General features: G+C 71.3%; 13 protein-coding genes, 1 tRNA gene and 1 pseudogene. 9 read left to right on the top strand and 6 right to left on the bottom strand.

Annotated features, from left to right (window positions below):
* Positions 1-21: 21 nt before the first annotated feature.
* Together OTB20_RS13995 and OTB20_RS13990 are read right to left on the bottom strand one after the other, a co-directional pair.
* Positions 22-1,353: an MFS transporter gene (locus OTB20_RS13995; RefSeq protein ID WP_267817539.1), complete on the bottom strand. Its 1,332-nt coding sequence runs from the start codon at positions 1,351-1,353 to the stop codon at positions 22-24.
* A 364-nt stretch (positions 1,354-1,717) separates the two neighbouring features.
* Complete coding sequence (locus OTB20_RS13990) at positions 1,718-3,232, bottom strand: potassium/proton antiporter (RefSeq protein WP_267817537.1); 1,515 nt, start codon at positions 3,230-3,232, stop codon at positions 1,718-1,720.
* 345 nt (positions 3,233-3,577) lie between these two features.
* Between OTB20_RS13990 and OTB20_RS13985 the strand changes: the two genes are divergently transcribed.
* Positions 3,578-6,418, top strand: coding sequence for a penicillin acylase family protein (locus OTB20_RS13985; RefSeq protein ID WP_267817536.1), 2,841 nt, complete (start codon positions 3,578-3,580; stop codon positions 6,416-6,418).
* Here the strand turns inward: OTB20_RS13985 and OTB20_RS13980 are convergent.
* Positions 6,413-7,024: a 5-formyltetrahydrofolate cyclo-ligase gene (locus OTB20_RS13980; RefSeq protein ID WP_267817534.1), complete on the bottom strand. Its 612-nt coding sequence runs from the start codon at positions 7,022-7,024 to the stop codon at positions 6,413-6,415. The two genes, OTB20_RS13985 and OTB20_RS13980, sit on opposite strands and share 6 nt — an antisense overlap.
* Positions 7,025-7,116: 92 nt before the next feature.
* Between OTB20_RS13980 and galU the strand changes: the two genes are divergently transcribed.
* The 7 genes from galU to OTB20_RS13945 all read left to right on the top strand — a co-directional run bounded on the left by galU (position 7,117) and on the right by OTB20_RS13945 (position 12,540).
* Entirely contained in the window at positions 7,117-8,019 is a 903-nt protein-coding gene (galU, locus tag OTB20_RS13975; protein ID WP_267817532.1) for a UTP--glucose-1-phosphate uridylyltransferase GalU, read from the top strand.
* Positions 8,020-8,023: 4 nt separating this feature from the next.
* The gene (glp, locus tag OTB20_RS13970; RefSeq protein WP_267817530.1) at positions 8,024-9,379 is read left to right on the top strand and encodes a gephyrin-like molybdotransferase Glp; all 1,356 of its coding nucleotides are present in this window, start codon (positions 8,024-8,026) and stop codon (positions 9,377-9,379) included.
* Positions 9,380-9,452: 73 nt separating this feature from the next.
* Complete coding sequence (gene moaC, locus OTB20_RS13965) at positions 9,453-9,989, top strand: cyclic pyranopterin monophosphate synthase MoaC (protein ID WP_267756564.1); 537 nt, start codon at positions 9,453-9,455, stop codon at positions 9,987-9,989.
* Between the two features lie 56 nt (positions 9,990-10,045).
* A complete protein-coding gene (locus OTB20_RS13960; RefSeq protein WP_267817606.1) occupies positions 10,046-10,582 on the top strand; it encodes a MogA/MoaB family molybdenum cofactor biosynthesis protein in 537 nt (178 codons plus the stop codon).
* Between the two features lie 17 nt (positions 10,583-10,599).
* Positions 10,600-11,220, top strand: a complete 621-nt coding sequence (locus tag OTB20_RS13955) for a GNAT family N-acetyltransferase (RefSeq protein WP_267817528.1) — start codon at positions 10,600-10,602, stop codon at positions 11,218-11,220.
* A 157-nt stretch (positions 11,221-11,377) separates the two neighbouring features.
* On the top strand, positions 11,378-12,388 hold the full coding sequence (glpR, locus tag OTB20_RS13950) for a gephyrin-like molybdotransferase receptor GlpR (protein ID WP_267817526.1): 1,011 nt from the start codon (positions 11,378-11,380) through the stop codon (positions 12,386-12,388).
* Between the two features lie 78 nt (positions 12,389-12,466).
* Positions 12,467-12,540, top strand: a tRNA-Ala gene (locus tag OTB20_RS13945).
* A 240-nt stretch (positions 12,541-12,780) separates the two neighbouring features.
* Here OTB20_RS13945 and OTB20_RS13940 read toward each other — a convergent pair.
* Together OTB20_RS13940 and OTB20_RS13935 are read right to left on the bottom strand one after the other, a co-directional pair.
* Positions 12,781-13,347: pseudogene (locus tag OTB20_RS13940) on the bottom strand (TIGR04222 domain-containing membrane protein); the annotation flags it as partial.
* A gap of 112 nt (positions 13,348-13,459) precedes the next feature.
* Complete coding sequence (locus OTB20_RS13935; RefSeq protein ID WP_267817524.1) at positions 13,460-13,960, bottom strand: GNAT family N-acetyltransferase; 501 nt, start codon at positions 13,958-13,960, stop codon at positions 13,460-13,462.
* 38 nt (positions 13,961-13,998) lie between these two features.
* On the opposite strand from OTB20_RS13935, the gene OTB20_RS13930 reads away from it, so the two are divergent.
* On the top strand, positions 13,999-14,802 hold the full coding sequence (locus OTB20_RS13930) for an exodeoxyribonuclease III (RefSeq protein ID WP_267817522.1): 804 nt from the start codon (positions 13,999-14,001) through the stop codon (positions 14,800-14,802).
* On the opposite strand, the gene OTB20_RS13925 is transcribed toward OTB20_RS13930, so the two are convergent.
* Complete coding sequence (locus OTB20_RS13925; protein WP_267817521.1) at positions 14,784-15,572, bottom strand: MerR family transcriptional regulator; 789 nt, start codon at positions 15,570-15,572, stop codon at positions 14,784-14,786. The genes OTB20_RS13930 and OTB20_RS13925 overlap by 19 nt on opposite strands.
* Positions 15,573-15,586: the final 14 nt, after the last annotated feature.

Raw genomic sequence — 15,586 nt, 5'->3', positions numbered from 1 at the left:
ATGGTGACGTATTCCGGCGGATCAGTCCACCGTCACAGGCACGCGGTGACCGAGACCACGCTCGTTCGCACCCTGGGAGGGGGCGGCGGAAGCGGTCGGCTTGGACGAGCTGATGATCCTGCTCGGGGCCTTCGGGGCCAGCTTCGCACGCAGGACCAGCAGGATGGTCAGGGCGAGCGCGGTGGCCACCAGCGGCACGAGGAACCCGTACGAGGACCCGTGCGCGTCCGTCAGGCGGCCGGCCAGGGTCACGGCGCCGGCCTGCCCGAAGGCGACCGCTCCGGTGAGCCAGGTGAAGGCCTCGGTCCGTGAGGCGGCCGGGATCAGCTGCTCGATCATGGTGTAGCCGGTGATCAGCGCGGGGGCGATGCACAGACCCACGACCAGGCCGAGCGCGCCGAGCAGGATCATCGAGTCCGCGGCCCACAGGACCGAGGCGGCCGCGGTGAGACCGATGTAGCCGAGGATCAGGCGACGGCGGGGGCCGATCTTCCAGGCGATGGTGCCGCAGGCGATGCCGGCGATCATGTTGCCCGCGGCGAAGACGCCGTAGAGCAGACCGTTGGCGCCGGGGTTGCCGATCTCCTCGGAGAAGGCGGCCAGCGAGACCTGCATGCCGCCGAAGACGGCGCCGATGCCGATGAAGGCGACGATCAGGACGCGCAGGCCGTGGAACGACAGGGCCGGGGCGTGCTTCTCACCGTGTGCCGGGCGGGCGACGGGCTTGGGCTGCGTGGCGCGCTGGGCGGCGAAGAGCAGGCCGCCGATCAGGGTCAGCGCGGCCTCGGTGACCAGACCGGCCGCCGGGTTGATGCCGGTGCACAGCGCGGTGGCGAGCACCGGGCCGACGACGAAGGTGAACTCGTCGGTGACGGACTCGAACGCGGCGGCCGTGGGCAGCAGCGGGGAGCCTTCGAGCTTGGCCGCCCAGCGGGACCGGACCATGGGTCCGACCTGCGGGACGGATGCACCGGCGGGGACGGCCGCCAGTGCGAGCGCCCAGACGGGCGCACCCAGCAGCGCGAACGCCACCAGGGAGCTGACGGCGGTGGCGTGCGTGAGGGCGGCCGGGATCAGGACGGCGCTCTGGCCGCGCCGGTCGATGAGCTTGCCCATGACCGGAGCGAACACGGCCATGGAGACTCCGGTGACGGCGGCGACGATGCCGGCGCTGCCGTAGGAGCCGGTGGTGTGCTGGACCAGCAGCAGGATGCTGATCGTCAGCATGCCGAAGGGGAGTCGCGCGGCGAATCCCGGGAGAACGAAGCCGAGGGCGCCGGGCGTGCGCAGGAGCTGCCCGTAGCCGGGTCGGGTGGGCTTGGCGGACTTGTCGGTCGTGACCGCGGATGTCACGGCCTGGCCTTTCCGCTGCCTGGTAGAACTCCCCGTCTGCGGACGATGCGCCACCTTGTGAGTGGTCGCACCCGTACATGTGGGAGCCCCGAGAGCTGTCCTCTTGCGCAGAACCGAGTGATACCTGGGCGCCCACTGCGGGAGGGGGCCACGGCCGCTTTGCGGTCGCGCCAGCTCTGCGTCAGACAGAGTTGGTTCGATGTGTGTTCCTTAATCGTACAGGCAGATCGCCCGATACGCCCTGTGATTAGGGCTACAGGGCGCGTCTTCACCTGCGATTAACTGGAACTTCGCATTCGAGTACCCATGAAACGCGGGTAAATGCGGGCAGTATCCATCGAAAATGATGAATTAGAGTGCCGCTCTAACCCTTGGCGTGGCCCTTGGTGTGACCCTTCGTGGAGCCCTTGGGCGAGCCCTTCGCGGCCCCGTCCCCGCCGGTCCCCAGCCAGCCCGCCAGCTTGCCGCCCCGGGCCACTGCCCGCAGCCGCGCCTCCGCCGCGTCCCGTACCGGGTCCGTGGCCACCACCAGCAGCTCGTCCCCGTGCCGCAGCACGGTCGCCGGCGCCGGTACGAAGCTCTTCGCGTCCCGTACGACCAGCGTCACGGAGGCCCCCGGCGGCAGCCGCAGCTCGCTCACCTCGACGCCGTGCATCCGCGAGGCGGCGGGGATCGAGAAGTACAGCAGGTGCCCGCGCAGCTTCTCCAGTGGCGCGGATTCGATGCCCAGGTCGGAGGCGGCCTCGTCGTTGTTGCCCAGCTTCAGCTTGCGCGCGAGCCACGGCAGGGTCGGGCCCTGGACCAGGGTGTAGACGACGACCAGGACGAAGACGATGTTGAAGACCCGCTCGCTGCCCTCGATCCCGGACACCATGGGGATGGTCGCCAGGATGATGGGCACGGCGCCGCGCAGGCCGGCCCACGACATGAGGGCCTGCTCCTGCCAGGGCAGCCGGAAGGGCAGCAGCGAGAGGAAGACCTCCAGCGGCCGGGCCACCATCGTCAGCACCAGCCCGATGATCACCGCCGGCCAGAAGTCGTGGATCAGCTCGTGCGGGGTGACCAGCAGGCCCAGCAGCACGAACATGCCGATCTGGGCGATCCAGCCGAGCCCGTCCGCGAATCCCCGGGTGGCGGGCCAGTGGGGGAGCTTCGCGTTCCCGAGGACCATCGCCGCCAGGTACACGGCGAGGAAGCCGGAGCCGTGCGCCATCGCGCCGGCCGCGTACGCGGTGATGGCGATCGCCATCACCGCGATCGGGTAGAGGCCCGAGGCGGGCAGTGCCACGTGCCGCAGCCCGTACGAGCCCAGGAAGCCCACCGTCAGGCCGATCGCGATGCCGATCGCCAGCTCCAGCGCGATCTTGCCCAGGAGGACGTACCACTGGTCGACCGGTCCGACGGTCGCGAAGGCCACGACCAGGATGACGACGGGAGCGTCGTTGAAGCCGGACTCGGCCTCCAGTACGCCCGTCACCCGGGCGGGCAGCGGGACCTTGCGCAGGACCGAGAAGACGGCCGCCGCGTCGGTCGAGGAGACGACCGCGCCGATCAGCAGGGCCTGCCGCCATTCGAGTCCGACCAGGTAGTGAGCGCCCGCCGCGGTCACGCTCACGCTGACGGCGACGCCGACCAGCGACAGCACGATCGCGGCCGGCAGGGCCGGCTTGATCTCTTTCCACTTGGTGCCCAGACCACCCTCGGCGAGGATCACGACCAGCGCCGCGTACCCGATCACCTGGGTCAGCTCGGCGTTGTCGAACACGACGTTGCCGATGCCGTCCTGGCCTATCGCGACGCCTATGCCGAGGTAAATGAGCAGGCTGGGAAGTCCGCTGCGCGAAGAGACGCGCACCGCCGCCACGGCGACGAGCAGCACGAGCGAGCAGACCAGCAGGAGCTCATTGAGAGTGTGGACAGTCAGCGGGCGGCCCTTTCCTCATGTACCCGGCGGCAGCGGGACGGCGGACGCCGGGCTGACGGCTCGTTCCGGCGCGGGCACGGACGGCAAGTACTTCGTTACCTTACCTAATCTTTGGCCCGCCCTTTACTCAATAGCCACATTGTGAAACGCCTGCGGAGTCCTGTCCTCGTGACCCGTCGTCAAGAGCCGTCCGCGGGGGACGGACCACGAGCTCGACCCCTGGCGGATCACCGGGGGTGGTCCTGCGCCTATGGTTGCTCCCAGCACTCCCAGGACCACCCTGCCCCTCTAAGGACAGCGATGCCCGCCAACGAAACCGCCCCTTCCGTCAAGAAGAAGGGACGACGCGCCCGTCTGATCGTGCTCGTCCTGGTGCTGGCGCTCTTCGCTGGCCTCGGCTACGGGGCGTACTGGAGCGTGGACAGCGTGCGGGCCTCGTTCCCGCAGACCACCGGCTCCCTCAAGGTGCCCGGCCTGGCCGGGACCGTGGACGTCAAGCGCGACGCCAACGGAATCCCCCAGCTGTACGCCGACTCCGACGACGACCTCTTCCGCGCGCAGGGCTTCGTGCACGCGCAGGACCGGTTCTGGGAGATGGACGTACGCCGCCACATGACCTCGGGCCGGCTCTCGGAGATGTTCGGCGCCGGCCAGGTCGAGACGGACGCCTTTCTGCGCACGCTCGGCTGGCGCCAGGTCGCGCAGCAGGAGTACGACACCAAGCTGTCGCCGGATACGAAGAAGTACCTGCAGGCCTACGCCGACGGGGTCAACGCGTACCTGAAGGGGAAGGCCGGCAAGGACTTCTCCGTCGAGCACGCCGCCCTCGAGCTCAGCGACGACTACCAGCCCGAGCAGTGGACCCCGGTCGACTCGGTGGCCTGGCTCAAGGCGATGGCCTGGGACCTGCGCGGCAACATGCAGGACGAGATCGACCGCGCCCTGATGACCGGCAAGCTGTCGCAGGCGCAGATCAACGACCTCTACCCGCCGTACCCCTTCGAGCGGAACAAGCCGATCGTCGAGGACGGCACCGTCAAGGGCGGCAAGTACGCCCCGCAGGGTTCGGGCTCCGGCAGCCCGGTGGGCTCCGGCTCCCAGGGCGGCGCCACCGGCTCCCAGGTCTCCGCGCAGACCGGCTCCGCGACCGACACCCAGACCGGGCTGGCCGGCAACGCCACCGCCCAGGGCGCCACCGTCGGCCTGCGGACGCAGCTCGGCGCGCTGGCCGAGACCCTCGACGAGATCCCCGCGATCCTCGGCCCCGCCGGCAGCGGCATCGGATCGAACTCCTGGGTCGTCTCGGGCCAGTACACGACCACCGGCAAGCCGCTGCTCGCGAACGACCCGCACCTCTCCCCGCAGCTGCCCTCGGTCTGGTACCAGATGGGCCTGCACTGCCGGGCGGCCTCGGCCGCGTGCCAGTACGACGTGGCGGGCTACACCTTCTCCGGCATGCCGGGCGTGGTCATCGGCCACAACGCCGACATCGCCTGGGGCATGACCAACCTCGGCGCCGACGTCACCGACCTCTACCTGGAGCAGGTCAAGCCCGAGGGGTACGTCTACGACAACAAGGTGCTCCCCTTCACCACCCGCGAAGAGGTCATCAAGATCGCCGGCGGCGGTGAGAAGAAGATCACCGTCCGGAGCACCAACAACGGACCGCTGATCTCCGACCGCAGCGAGGAGATCGCCACGGTGGGCGCCCGCGCCCCCGTGAGCAGCGCCGCTCCCGACCGCGCCAACGGCTACGGGGTCTCCCTGCGCTGGACCGCGCTGGACCCCGGCAAGTCGATGGACGCCGTCTTCAAGATCAACCGGGCCAAGAACTTCCCGGAGTTCCGTCTGGCGGCCCGCGACTTCGAGGTTCCCTCGCAGAACCTGATCTATGCCGACAACAAGGGCCCCAACGGCAACATCGGCTACCAGGCCCCGGGCCGCATCCCGGTCCGCACCACCGGTGACGGCAGGATGCCGGCCCCGGGCTGGGACTCGCGGTACGCCTGGAAGGGCGGCAGCGCCGGCTACATCCCGCAGGACGAGATGCCGTACGACTACAACCCGGCCCGCGGCTACATCGTGACCGCGAACCAGGCGGTCGTGGAGAGCGGCACCACCGCGGGCACGTACCCGCACCTGCTGACCACCGACTGGGGCTACGGCGCCCGCAGCCAGCGGATCAACGACCTCATCGAGGCGAAGATCAAGGACAGCGGGAAGATCTCCACCGACGACATGCGCACCATGCAGATGGACAACAGCAGCGAGATCGCCGCGCTGCTGACCCCGCTGCTGGCCAAGATCGACGTCGCGGACCCGGACGTCCGCTCCGCGCAGAAGCTGCTGGAGGGCTGGAACTACACCCAGGAGCCCGACTCGGCGGCCGCCGCGTACTTCAACGCGGTCTGGCGCAACATCCTCGAGCTGGCCTTCGGCGACAAGATGCCGAAGGAGCTGCGCGTCGAGGGCAGCTGCATGAACGTCCCCGAGCAGACCACCGGTCCGGCCGACGACCTCGCCAAGATGGTCCGCGAATGCGGTACGCGCGCCTCCGACTCGGCGCAGCCCGACGGCGGCGACCGCTGGTTCGAGGTGGTCCGCCGCCTGATCAAGGACGAGAAGTCGCAGTGGTGGCAGGCGCCCGCCGTGGGCCGCACCGTGGCCGCCACCACCACCCGCGACCAGCTCTTCGCGCGGGCCATGAAGGACGCCCGCTGGGAGCTGACCGCCAAGCTCGGCAAGGACCAGTCGACCTGGAGCTGGGGCCGGCTGCACCAGCTGATGCTGAAGAACCAGACGATCGGCACCGAGGGCCCCGGCTACCTGCAGTGGCTCCTCAACCGAGGCCCCTGGAACCTGGGCGGCGGCGAGGCCACCGTCAACGCGACCGGCTGGAACGCTTCCAGCGGGTACGGGGTCACCTGGGTGCCGTCGATGCGGATGGTCGTGAACCTGGCCGACTTCGACAAGTCCCGCTGGATCAACCTGACGGGCGCCTCGGGGCACGCGTACCACGACCACTACACGGACCAGACGAGCCTGTGGGCCAAGGGCGAACTGCTGGACTGGCCCTTCGGCAGGGACGCCGTGGACAAGGCCGCGGTCGAGACCCTCACCCTGAAGCCCGAGGGCTCATGAGCTGAAGCGGCGCACCCCCGAGGGGGTGGCCACCGCCTGTACGGGGTGGTCGTGCGGTTCCTCCGGGACCCGTGCGACCACCTCGTCGTCGTAGAGGAGCACGACCAGCGCGGGGTGCGCCCCGGCCCGCTCCAGCCGTTCCAGCACCCGGTCGTACGAGCCTCCGCCCCGCCCGAGCCGCATCCCCCGCCGGTCCACGGCCAGTCCGGGCAGCAGCACGGCGTCGGCGCCGGTCACCGCGTCCGGGCCGAGGCGTGGACCGGCGGGTTCCAGGAGCCGCATCTTCCCCGGGTGCACGGCCTCGGCCAGGCTGTCCGGGCCTTCGTACGCCGCCCAGTCGAGGTCGTTGTCGGGCAGCAGGACGGGCAGCAGCACCTGCTTGCCGGCCGCCCGCAGTGCGTCGAGCAGTGCGTGGGTGCCGGGTTCGGAGCCGATGGAGACGTAGGCCGCCACGGTGTGCGCGGCCGTCAGCTCGGGGAGCTCGAGGGCGGAGCGGGAGAGGGCGCGGGCCGCCGTACGGAGGGTGTCGGCGGACAAGGCGCGGCGGGCCGCGAGGAGTTCCCGGCGCAGGTCCGTCTTGGCGCTGGAAGTCTGTTTCTCTGTCACGGGTGGCTCGTATCCCTTTCTGTCGGGGTAAAGCTGAACATGTTCATCTGAATCTCACGTGGCCCCATCCACGAGGCACTATCGTTCCGCCCATGACTCAGTTGCACCCCGTGATCAAAAAGGCCGTCATCCCGGCCGCGGGCCTCGGCACTCGGTTCCTTCCGGCAACCAAGGCAACACCCAAGGAAATGCTGCCGGTGGTCGACAAGCCGGCCATCCAGTACGTCGTCGAGGAAGCCGTGTCGGCCGGCCTCGACGACATCCTCATGATCACGGGTCGTAACAAGCGGGCTCTCGAAGACCACTTCGACCGCAACTACGAGCTGGAGTCCGCGCTGATCGCCAAGGGCGACGACGACCGGCTCAAGAAGGTCCAGGAGTCCAGCGACCTGGCCACCATGCACTACGTCCGCCAGGGCGACCCCCGGGGCCTCGGCCACGCCGTGCTCTGCGCCGAGCCGCACGTCGGCAACGAGACCTTCGCCGTTCTTCTCGGTGACGACCTCATCGACCCCCGCGACCCGCTGCTGCGCCGGATGACGGAGATCCAGCAGAGCGCCGGCGGTACCGTCGTCGCGCTGATGGAGGTCGATCCCTCACAGGTGCACCTCTACGGCTGCGCCGCGGTCGAGCCCACCGACGACTCGGACGTGGTCCGCATCACCGGTCTCGTGGAGAAGCCGGACGCCCAGGACGCGCCCAGCAATTACGCGGTCATCGGACGGTACGTCCTCGATCCGGCGATCTTCGGCATACTGCGTGAGACCGAGCCGGGCCGCGGCGGCGAGATCCAGCTGACCGACGCCCTGCAGAAGCTGGCCGCCGACGAGACCATCGGCGGCCCGGTGCACGGCGTGGTCTTCCGGGGCCGCCGCTACGACACCGGGGACCGCGGGGACTACCTGCGGGCCATCGTCCGACTCGCGTGCGAGCGTGAGGACCTGGGCCCGGAGTTCCGCACCTGGCTTCGCCATTACGTCACGGAGGAGATGTAGGACCTTGAGCAAGCCCGACGCACCGCAGCATCCTCGTTCGGCCGACGGCACTCAGCGCCTCTGGTCGGTGGACGAGCACCTGGCGGACGTCCTCGGGACGGTCCGGCCGCTGGAGCCCATCGAGCTCCAGCTGATGGACGCCCAGGGCTGTGTCCTGGTCGAGGACGTCACCGTGCCCGTCGCCCTGCCGCCCTTCGACAACAGCTCGATGGACGGCTACGCCGTCCGGACGGCCGATGTCCAGGGCGCCAGCGAGGAGTTCCCCGCGGTGCTGACGGTCATCGGGGATGTGGCGGCCGGCAGCGGCGACCTGCCGACCGTGGGCCCCGGCCAGGCCGCCCGCATCATGACCGGCGCCCCGCTGCCCCCCGGCGCGGAAGCCGTCGTACCGGTCGAGTGGACCGACGGCGGTACGGGCGGCGGCGCCGCCTCCGCGATGACCCCGGCCAGTGCGTCGCCCGAGGGCGCCGCGGGCGAGGTACGGGTCCACCGCCCCGCCGGGGCACGGGCGCACGTCCGCGCGCGCGGCAGCGACGTACAGGCCGGTGACCTCGCGCTCGCCGCCGGCACCGTCCTCGGCCCGCCGCAGATCGCCCTGCTGGCGGCCATCGGGCGGGGCACCGTACGGGTGCGTCCCCGTCCGCGCGTGGTCGTCCTGTCCACCGGCAGCGAACTGGTGCAGCCCGGCGAGGCCCTGACGCCCGGCACGATCTACGACTCCAACAGCTTCGCCCTGGCCGCCGCCGCGCGGGACGCCGGAGCCATCGCCTACCGGGTCGGAGCCGTCGCCGACGACGCCGACACCCTGCGTTCCACCATCGAGGACCAGCTCATCCGGGCCGACCTGCTGGTCACCACGGGCGGGGTCAGCGTCGGCGCGTACGACGTGGTCAAGGAAGCCCTCACGGACCTCTCCACGGGCGACGACGACGTCGACGGCGCCGGCATCGACTTCCGCAAGCTCGCCATGCAGCCCGGCAAGCCCCAGGGCTTCGGCACCATCGGCCCCGACCACACCCCGCTGCTGGCCCTGCCCGGCAACCCGGTCTCCTCCTACGTCTCCTTCGAGCTGTTCGTGCGCCCCGCGATCCGCGCCCTCATGGGCCTGCCCGCCTCCGAGGTCAGCCGGCCGAGCGTGCGCGCGGTGCTCAAGGCGGACAAGGCGCTCGGCTCCCCGGCGGGCCGCCGCCAGTTCCTGCGCGGCAAGTACGACGCCGAGAGCGGCACGGTCAGCCCGGTCGGCGGATCGGGCTCGCACCTGATCGCCGCGCTGGCGCACGCCGACTCGCTGATGGTCGTACCGGAGGACGTCACCTCGGTGGAGCCCGGGGCCGAGCTGGAAGTGGTCCTGCTCGGCTGAGGTCCGGCGGATACGGGTAGCGTGTTGCACCACACAGGCCCTTGCGGGGCCCGGACGGGAGCGGCACGCAGATATGGCAGCACATTCCCGGGGGGAGACCCCCGTACCCCCTGAGCAGAGCAGCGCCGGCGGCGCCGCCGGCACCAGGCTGACGCACATCGACGAGGCCGGCGCGGCCCGGATGGTCGACGTCTCGGCGAAGGACGTCACCACCCGGACGGCGCGGGCCAGCGGCCGCGTGCTCGTCTCTCCCAGGGTCATCGAACTGCTGCGGGGCGAGGGCGTGCCCAAGGGTGACGCCCTCGCCACCGCGCGGATCGCCGGGATCATGGGCGCGAAGAGGACCCCCGACCTGATCCCGTTGTGCCACCCGCTGGCTGTTTCCGGGGTGAAGGTGGACCTGAAGGTCACCGACGAGGCCGTCGAGATCCTCGCCACCGTCAAGACCACCGACCGCACCGGCGTCGAGATGGAGGCGCTGACCGCCGTCGCCGTCGCCGGGCTCACCGTGATCGACATGGTCAAGGCCGTCGACAAGGGCGCGGTCATCACCGACGTGCGGGTCGAGGAGAAGACGGGCGGCAAGTCCGGCGACTGGGCGCGCTCGTGAACGCCCCCCGCGGCGGCGAGGTCCACAGCCACAGCCACAGCCAGGGACCGCAGCCCGTGGCCTCCGCGGCCCCCTCGGACTCCGGGTCGTTGCGTGCGCTGGTGGTGACGGCCTCGAACCGGGCCTCGCAGGGCGTGTACGCGGACAAGGGCGGCCCGGTGCTCGCCGAGGGGCTGCGCGCGCTCGGCTTCGCGGTGGACGGCCCGCGTGTGGTGCCCGACGGGGACCCCGTGGAGGCGGCCCTGCGCGAGGGCGTGGCCGCCGGCTACGACGTCATCCTGACCACCGGCGGCACCGGCATCTCGCCGACCGACCGGACCCCCGACGCCACCGCCCGGGTGCTGGACTACGAGATCCCGGGCATCCCGCAGGCCATTCGCGCCGAGTCCCTGGCCAAGGTGCCCACCGCGGCGCTGTCGCGGGGGCTGGCGGGCGTGGCCGGACGCACCCTGATCGTGAACCTGCCCGGTTCCACGGGCGGGGTCCGCGACGGGACCGCGGTCCTGTCCCGCATCCTGCTCCACGCCGTCGACCAGATCCGGGGCGGCGACCACCCTCGTCCCGAGGGCAGACCCGCGGGGAGCCCGAGCTGAACGGCCCCTCCTGGCCGGTGGTGCTGGCGGACGGCGATGTCACGCTCCGGCCGATAAAGCTGCGGGACCAGGCCGCCTGGCGCGAGGTCAACCGCCGCAACCGCGACTGGCTGCGGCCGTGGGAGGCGACGATCCCGCCGCCCGCGCCCTGGGGGCCGGTGATCCAGCGGCCGACGTACCGCCAGATGGTGCGCCACCTGCGGGGCGAGGCGAACGCGGGGCGCATGCTGCCGTTCGTCATCGAGTACCAGGGCCGCCTGGTGGGCCAGCTGACGGTCGCCGGGATCACGTGGGGCTCGATGTGCGCGGGCCACGTGGGCTACTGGGTGGACCGGGACGTGGCGGGCCGCGGCGTGATGCCGACGGCGGTCGCACTGGCCGTGGACCACTGCTTCGGCAAGGTCGGGCTGCACCGGATCGAGGTGTGTATCCGGCCGGAGAACGGTCCGAGCCGGCGGGTGGTGGAGAAACTCGGCTTCCGCGAGGAGGGGATGCGTCCGCGCTACCTGCACATCGACGGGGCCTGGCGCGATCACCTCGTGTACGCGCTGACGGCGGAGGAAGTGCCGGAAGGGCTGCTGCGCCGCTGGCACCGGGAGCGTCATCCGCACGGTTCCGACACGCCGCCGGGACAATAGAAATCAGATATCTGTTCGAATTCTTTAGTCCAATGACCGATTCGCCCATAACCTGATCCGAAGAATCACAAAAAAAGTCCGTGATATCAGCGAGATCGCGCGACACGCCGCCCCAATTGGCGGATCCGCCCGGCCGCGCCCCTCTACGGTGTGGGGTGTGAGCAGCAGCGGCCTCATCTACGCAGTCATTGTCGGGGCCTGGGCCGCCTACTTGGTGCCCATGTGGCTCCGGAGGCAGGACGAGCTGAACGAAGCTCGTCCGACGGAACGCTTCTCCACCGCCATCCGGCTGCTTTCCGGCCGGGCGGGAATGGAGCGCCGTTACGCCAAGGGACTGCGTGAGCGCGGTGACGAGGAGGCGCAGCCCCGGCCCCCCGCGGACCCGGACGCCGCGACGGAAACGGTGAACGCCGTGGACGCCGCCGACGCCCGGGCGGTCGTCGTGCCCCCGCCGACCCGGTCCGAGCCGAGGGCGGCCGCCTCCGAGCGGGCCGACCGCGCGGAGCGGGCCCGCCGCGAGCAGCGCCTGGTCGCCCTGGCCCGCCGCCGGCGCACCACCGCACTGCTCTTCCTGATCTTCACCTTCGGCGCGGTCGCCGCAGCCGTCGGCGGACTCCACTACCTGTGGGCCCCGGCGGTCCCCGCCCTGCTCCTGAGTACGTACATCGTGCACCTGCGGGTCCAGGAGCGACGCCGCTACGAGTTCACCATGGACCGGCGCCGCGCCGAAGCGGCCGCCCGCCGCTTGCGCGAGAACCGTCCCCGCCGCCGGGAGCCCGAGGCCGCGGCCGGCTCCGACCCGGACCCCGCGCCACCCGTCTCCCCGCAGGAGGCCGGCCGGCGCGCCCTGGTCGAGCAGACCGACCACGCGGAGTGGGTGGACCAGCAGCGCGAGCGCGAGCGCGGACCCGCCCGCGGTGACAGCTGGGAGCCCGTCCCGGTCCCGCTGCCGACGTACGTGACGGCCCCGGTCGCCCCGCGCGCCACCGGCCCGGCGACCCCGGACCCCTGGAGCGCCACCCGCTCCAGCACGGCCGAGCCGACGGAACCCCGCCTGCGCGCCCAGCCGGCGCCCCCGTCCCCGCGTGCCCGCCCGCGCGACGCGGCACGTACCCCGCTCTTCGACCAGTACGAAGGTGACGAGAGGCCGCGCGCGGCGAACGAGTGATCGATGACCTGCGCGGACGCTCCCCGGTATCGGTTTTGGAGCACCCGCGAGGGGATGCTAATGTTTCACACGTCGCAAGGGCCTGTGGCGCAGTCTGGTAGCGCACCTCGTTCGCATCGAGGGGGTCTGGGGTTCAAATCCCCACAGGTCCACAAACGACAGTTCGCGGGTTGCTCCCGAGAACGTCTCGAGATCCCGTTCAGCCGAAAGGCTGGGCGGGATTTCGGCGTTTGCGGGGGTGGCCCGGGTGGCCCGTGTCCGACGGGCTCGGCGCATCACCGCGCAGGGCGCGAGGGCGTCAGCACCGGTGGCCAGACCGGCCACGGGGGCGACCGCGCACTCGTCTGATCCATCGCATCGTCGGTTCCTTCAGTGGCCGCCCGGGTGCGGAATCAGGAGTTGCCTCCTGAGCATCCGAAGCTGCTGAAGTCCTGACCCGAGTTGAAGTTCCCGTTGATGCCGCGGTCCAGGGCCGGCGGGCGAAATCCCAGCCGGTGCAGGACCGTGGGCTTGCGGGTGCTGGTGATCAGGCCCCGCAGCATCCGGTCCTCGATCGCGGACGGGCCCACGAGGACGTACGGGGGGTGCGCGGCCGCCGCCTTCGCCTCCGCGAGCAGCCGGCGGCCCGCCCGGGTGGGGCGGTGACGGAATCGGCCGACGAGCCCGAGGGCGCGCAGCCGGCGCCCTATCTCCTCGGTCTCGGGAGCTTCGCGCACCACCGCGATCGCGGCCGCCACACCGCGCCCGCGCGAGCAGTACGCGGTGAGAACCCCCTCTACCGGGTGCCTGGCGGGCGCGGGCGCGGCCGGGGTGGCGCGGACGCGGGGGCCGGTGACGGTGATCGCGCCGAGGTCGCGCAGGGCGACCAGGGCGCTCTCGGCGACGCGTTGGGGCCCACCGGCGAGATGGGCCAGCTCGTAGACGTGCCGGTCGGTGTGCATGGGGCCCCCGTTGGCTCGTGCCGACGTCCTCGCTCCAGTGTGGGCGGGACGCCTGGCCGAGGGACCCTGCCGGTGCGCAGTTCAGAGCTCGATCTGAGGTCCGGCCCCGGCCCCTGCACCGGCCGACGTCCTAGACGGGGTTCAGCGGCTTCGTCATGCAGCGGCTGGAGTCGTGGAAGCGGTAGTGGCCGAACTTGGCGGACGTCACGGTGTAGCCCTCGGAGAGGTAGAGGGCTATCGCCTCCGGCTGCTGGTCGCCGGTTTCCAGGGCCATGCGCACGCGGCCGGCCGCGCGGGCGTCCGCTTCGAGGGCGGCGAGGATGCGGCGGGCCAGGCCCAGGCCGCGGGCCTCGGGGATCACGTACATGCGCTTCAGCTCGGCGTCGCCGTCCGCGTAGCCCTCGTCGTTCGCTTCGTGGCCGCGCCAGCCGCCGCTGGCTATCGGGGTGCCGGAGGCGTCGTAGGCGAGGAGGTAGAGGCCGTTCGGCGGGTCGAACATCGCCGGGTCGAGGAAGGTGACGTCGCCCTCGCCCTCGTAGCGCTCCTGGTACTCGATCTGCACTTGGTCATTGAGCTTGACCGCGTCCGGGTCGTCGTACGACACGGGGCGGACCTGGATCTCCTGAGACATCAGAACAGCCTACGGAACGCTCCGGCTATCGTGCAGGGATGTTCTCTGTGACCTCCGTGAATGTGAATGGGATCCGCGCTGCCGCCAAGAAGGGGTTCTCCCCGTGGCTCGCCGGGTCGGACGCCGACGTCGTCTGCCTGCAGGAAGTACGGGCCGAGGAGGGGCAGATTCCGGACGAGGTCCGGGCGCCCGAGGGGTGGCACACCGTGTTCGCGCCGGCCGCCGCCAAGGGGCGGGCCGGGGTCGCGCTCTACTCGCGGCGGGCGCCGGAGCGGGTGCAGGTCGGCTTCGGCAGCGAGGAATTCGACGCGAGCGGGCGGTACCTGGAGATCGATCTGCCCGGTGTGACCGTGGCCAGCCTCTACCTGCCGTCCGGGGAGGCCGGGACCGAGAAGCAGGACGAGAAGTACCGGTTCATGGACGAGTTCCTCGGCTATCTGCAGGGGCTCAAGGTGCGGGCCGCCGGGGAGGGGCGCGAGGTCGTCGTCTGCGGTGACTGGAACATCTGCCACCGGGAAGCCGACCTGAAGAACTGGAAGACCAACCGGAAGAACGCCGGCTTCCTGCCCGAGGAGCGCGAGTGGCTCGGGCAGGTGTACGACACCGCCGGGTACGTGGACGTGGTGCGGAGCCTGCACCCCGACACCGAGGGCCCGTACTCCTGGTGGTCCTACCGCGGGCGGGCATTCGACAACGACGCCGGCTGGCGGATCGACCTGCAGGTGGCGACGCCGGGGTTGGCGGCCAAGGCCGTCAAGGCGTTCGTGGAGCGGGCCGAGACGCACCCCGAGCGGTGGTCCGACCACGCGCCCGTGACCGTGGTCTACGAACTGGGAGTCTGACCGGACGCGGGTGAGTCGGACACGGGCTGACCGGACATGGGCGAGCCCGCCACCGGCGAGTCGGCCACCGGCCGGCCCGGTGTCGCCGGGCGCAGGCGGTCCATGGCCATCGTGAGCTCGGCCTCGACCACGCTCTTGGCCAGGGGGCGCAGACGGGTGACCGCCTCCTCGGAGATGTGCGTGGAGATGAGTTCCGCGAACAGGGCCGCCATCGCATCCGCGTGCTCGCGCACCCGGCGGCCCGCCTCCAGGACGGCCGAGAGCGGTACGCCCTCGCGGACCAGGGCCGAGGAGACGTCCAGGAGCCGGCGGCTGACGTGGACGATCTCCTCGCCGTCGGTGGCGAGGTAGCCGAGGTCGAGCGAGGCCGCCAGGTTCTCCGGGGTGACCTCGCCCTCGAAGTAGTCGGCGAGGGCCTCGGGCGTCAGGCGGACCGGGGTCTCCTCCGACCAGCCCATGCCGAGCAGCTCGCCGAGCTGGCCGACGTCGCGGCCGTTCTCGAAGGCGATGGTCAGCTCGGCTATGCCGCCGAGGGTGTGGCCGCGCTCCAGCAGGGCGGCGACGGTGTGCAGCCGGGCCAGGTGGTGGTCGTCGTACCAGGCGATGCGGCCCTCGCGGCGCGGTGGCGGCAGGAGCTTGCGCTCGCGGTAGAAGCGCAGGGTGCGTACGGGGATGCCGGCGGCCTCGGCCAGCTCCTCCGTGCGGTATTCGCGCACTGTGGTCCCTGCTCCCGTGGTGTGGGCTGCGTCCTGCGTCGCGTCGTCCTGCACGTGCGCAGCCTAGT

The organism is Streptomyces sp. H27-H1 (genome assembly GCF_026627445.1).
In the GTDB taxonomy this organism is placed as follows: Bacteria; Actinomycetota; Actinomycetes; order Streptomycetales; family Streptomycetaceae; genus Streptomyces.
Note: the sequence above shows the minus strand (reverse complement) of the source record. Positions and strands in the feature narration are given on the sequence as shown.

Bases quoted from the DNA above. Each gene is read 5' to 3' on its own strand.
- OTB20_RS13985 (WP_267817536.1), top strand. From the start codon at position 3,578: ATGCCCGCCAACGAAACCGCCCCTTCCGTCAAGAAGAAGGGACGACGC.
- galU (WP_267817532.1), top strand. From the start codon at position 7,117: ATGACTCAGTTGCACCCCGTGATCAAAAAGGCCGTCATCCCGGCCGCG.
- moaC (WP_267756564.1), top strand. From the start codon at position 9,453: ATGGCAGCACATTCCCGGGGGGAGACCCCCGTACCCCCTGAGCAGAGC.
- OTB20_RS13935 (WP_267817524.1), bottom strand. From the start codon at position 13,960: ATGTCTCAGGAGATCCAGGTCCGCCCCGTGTCGTACGACGACCCGGAC.
- OTB20_RS13930 (WP_267817522.1), top strand. From the start codon at position 13,999: ATGTTCTCTGTGACCTCCGTGAATGTGAATGGGATCCGCGCTGCCGCC.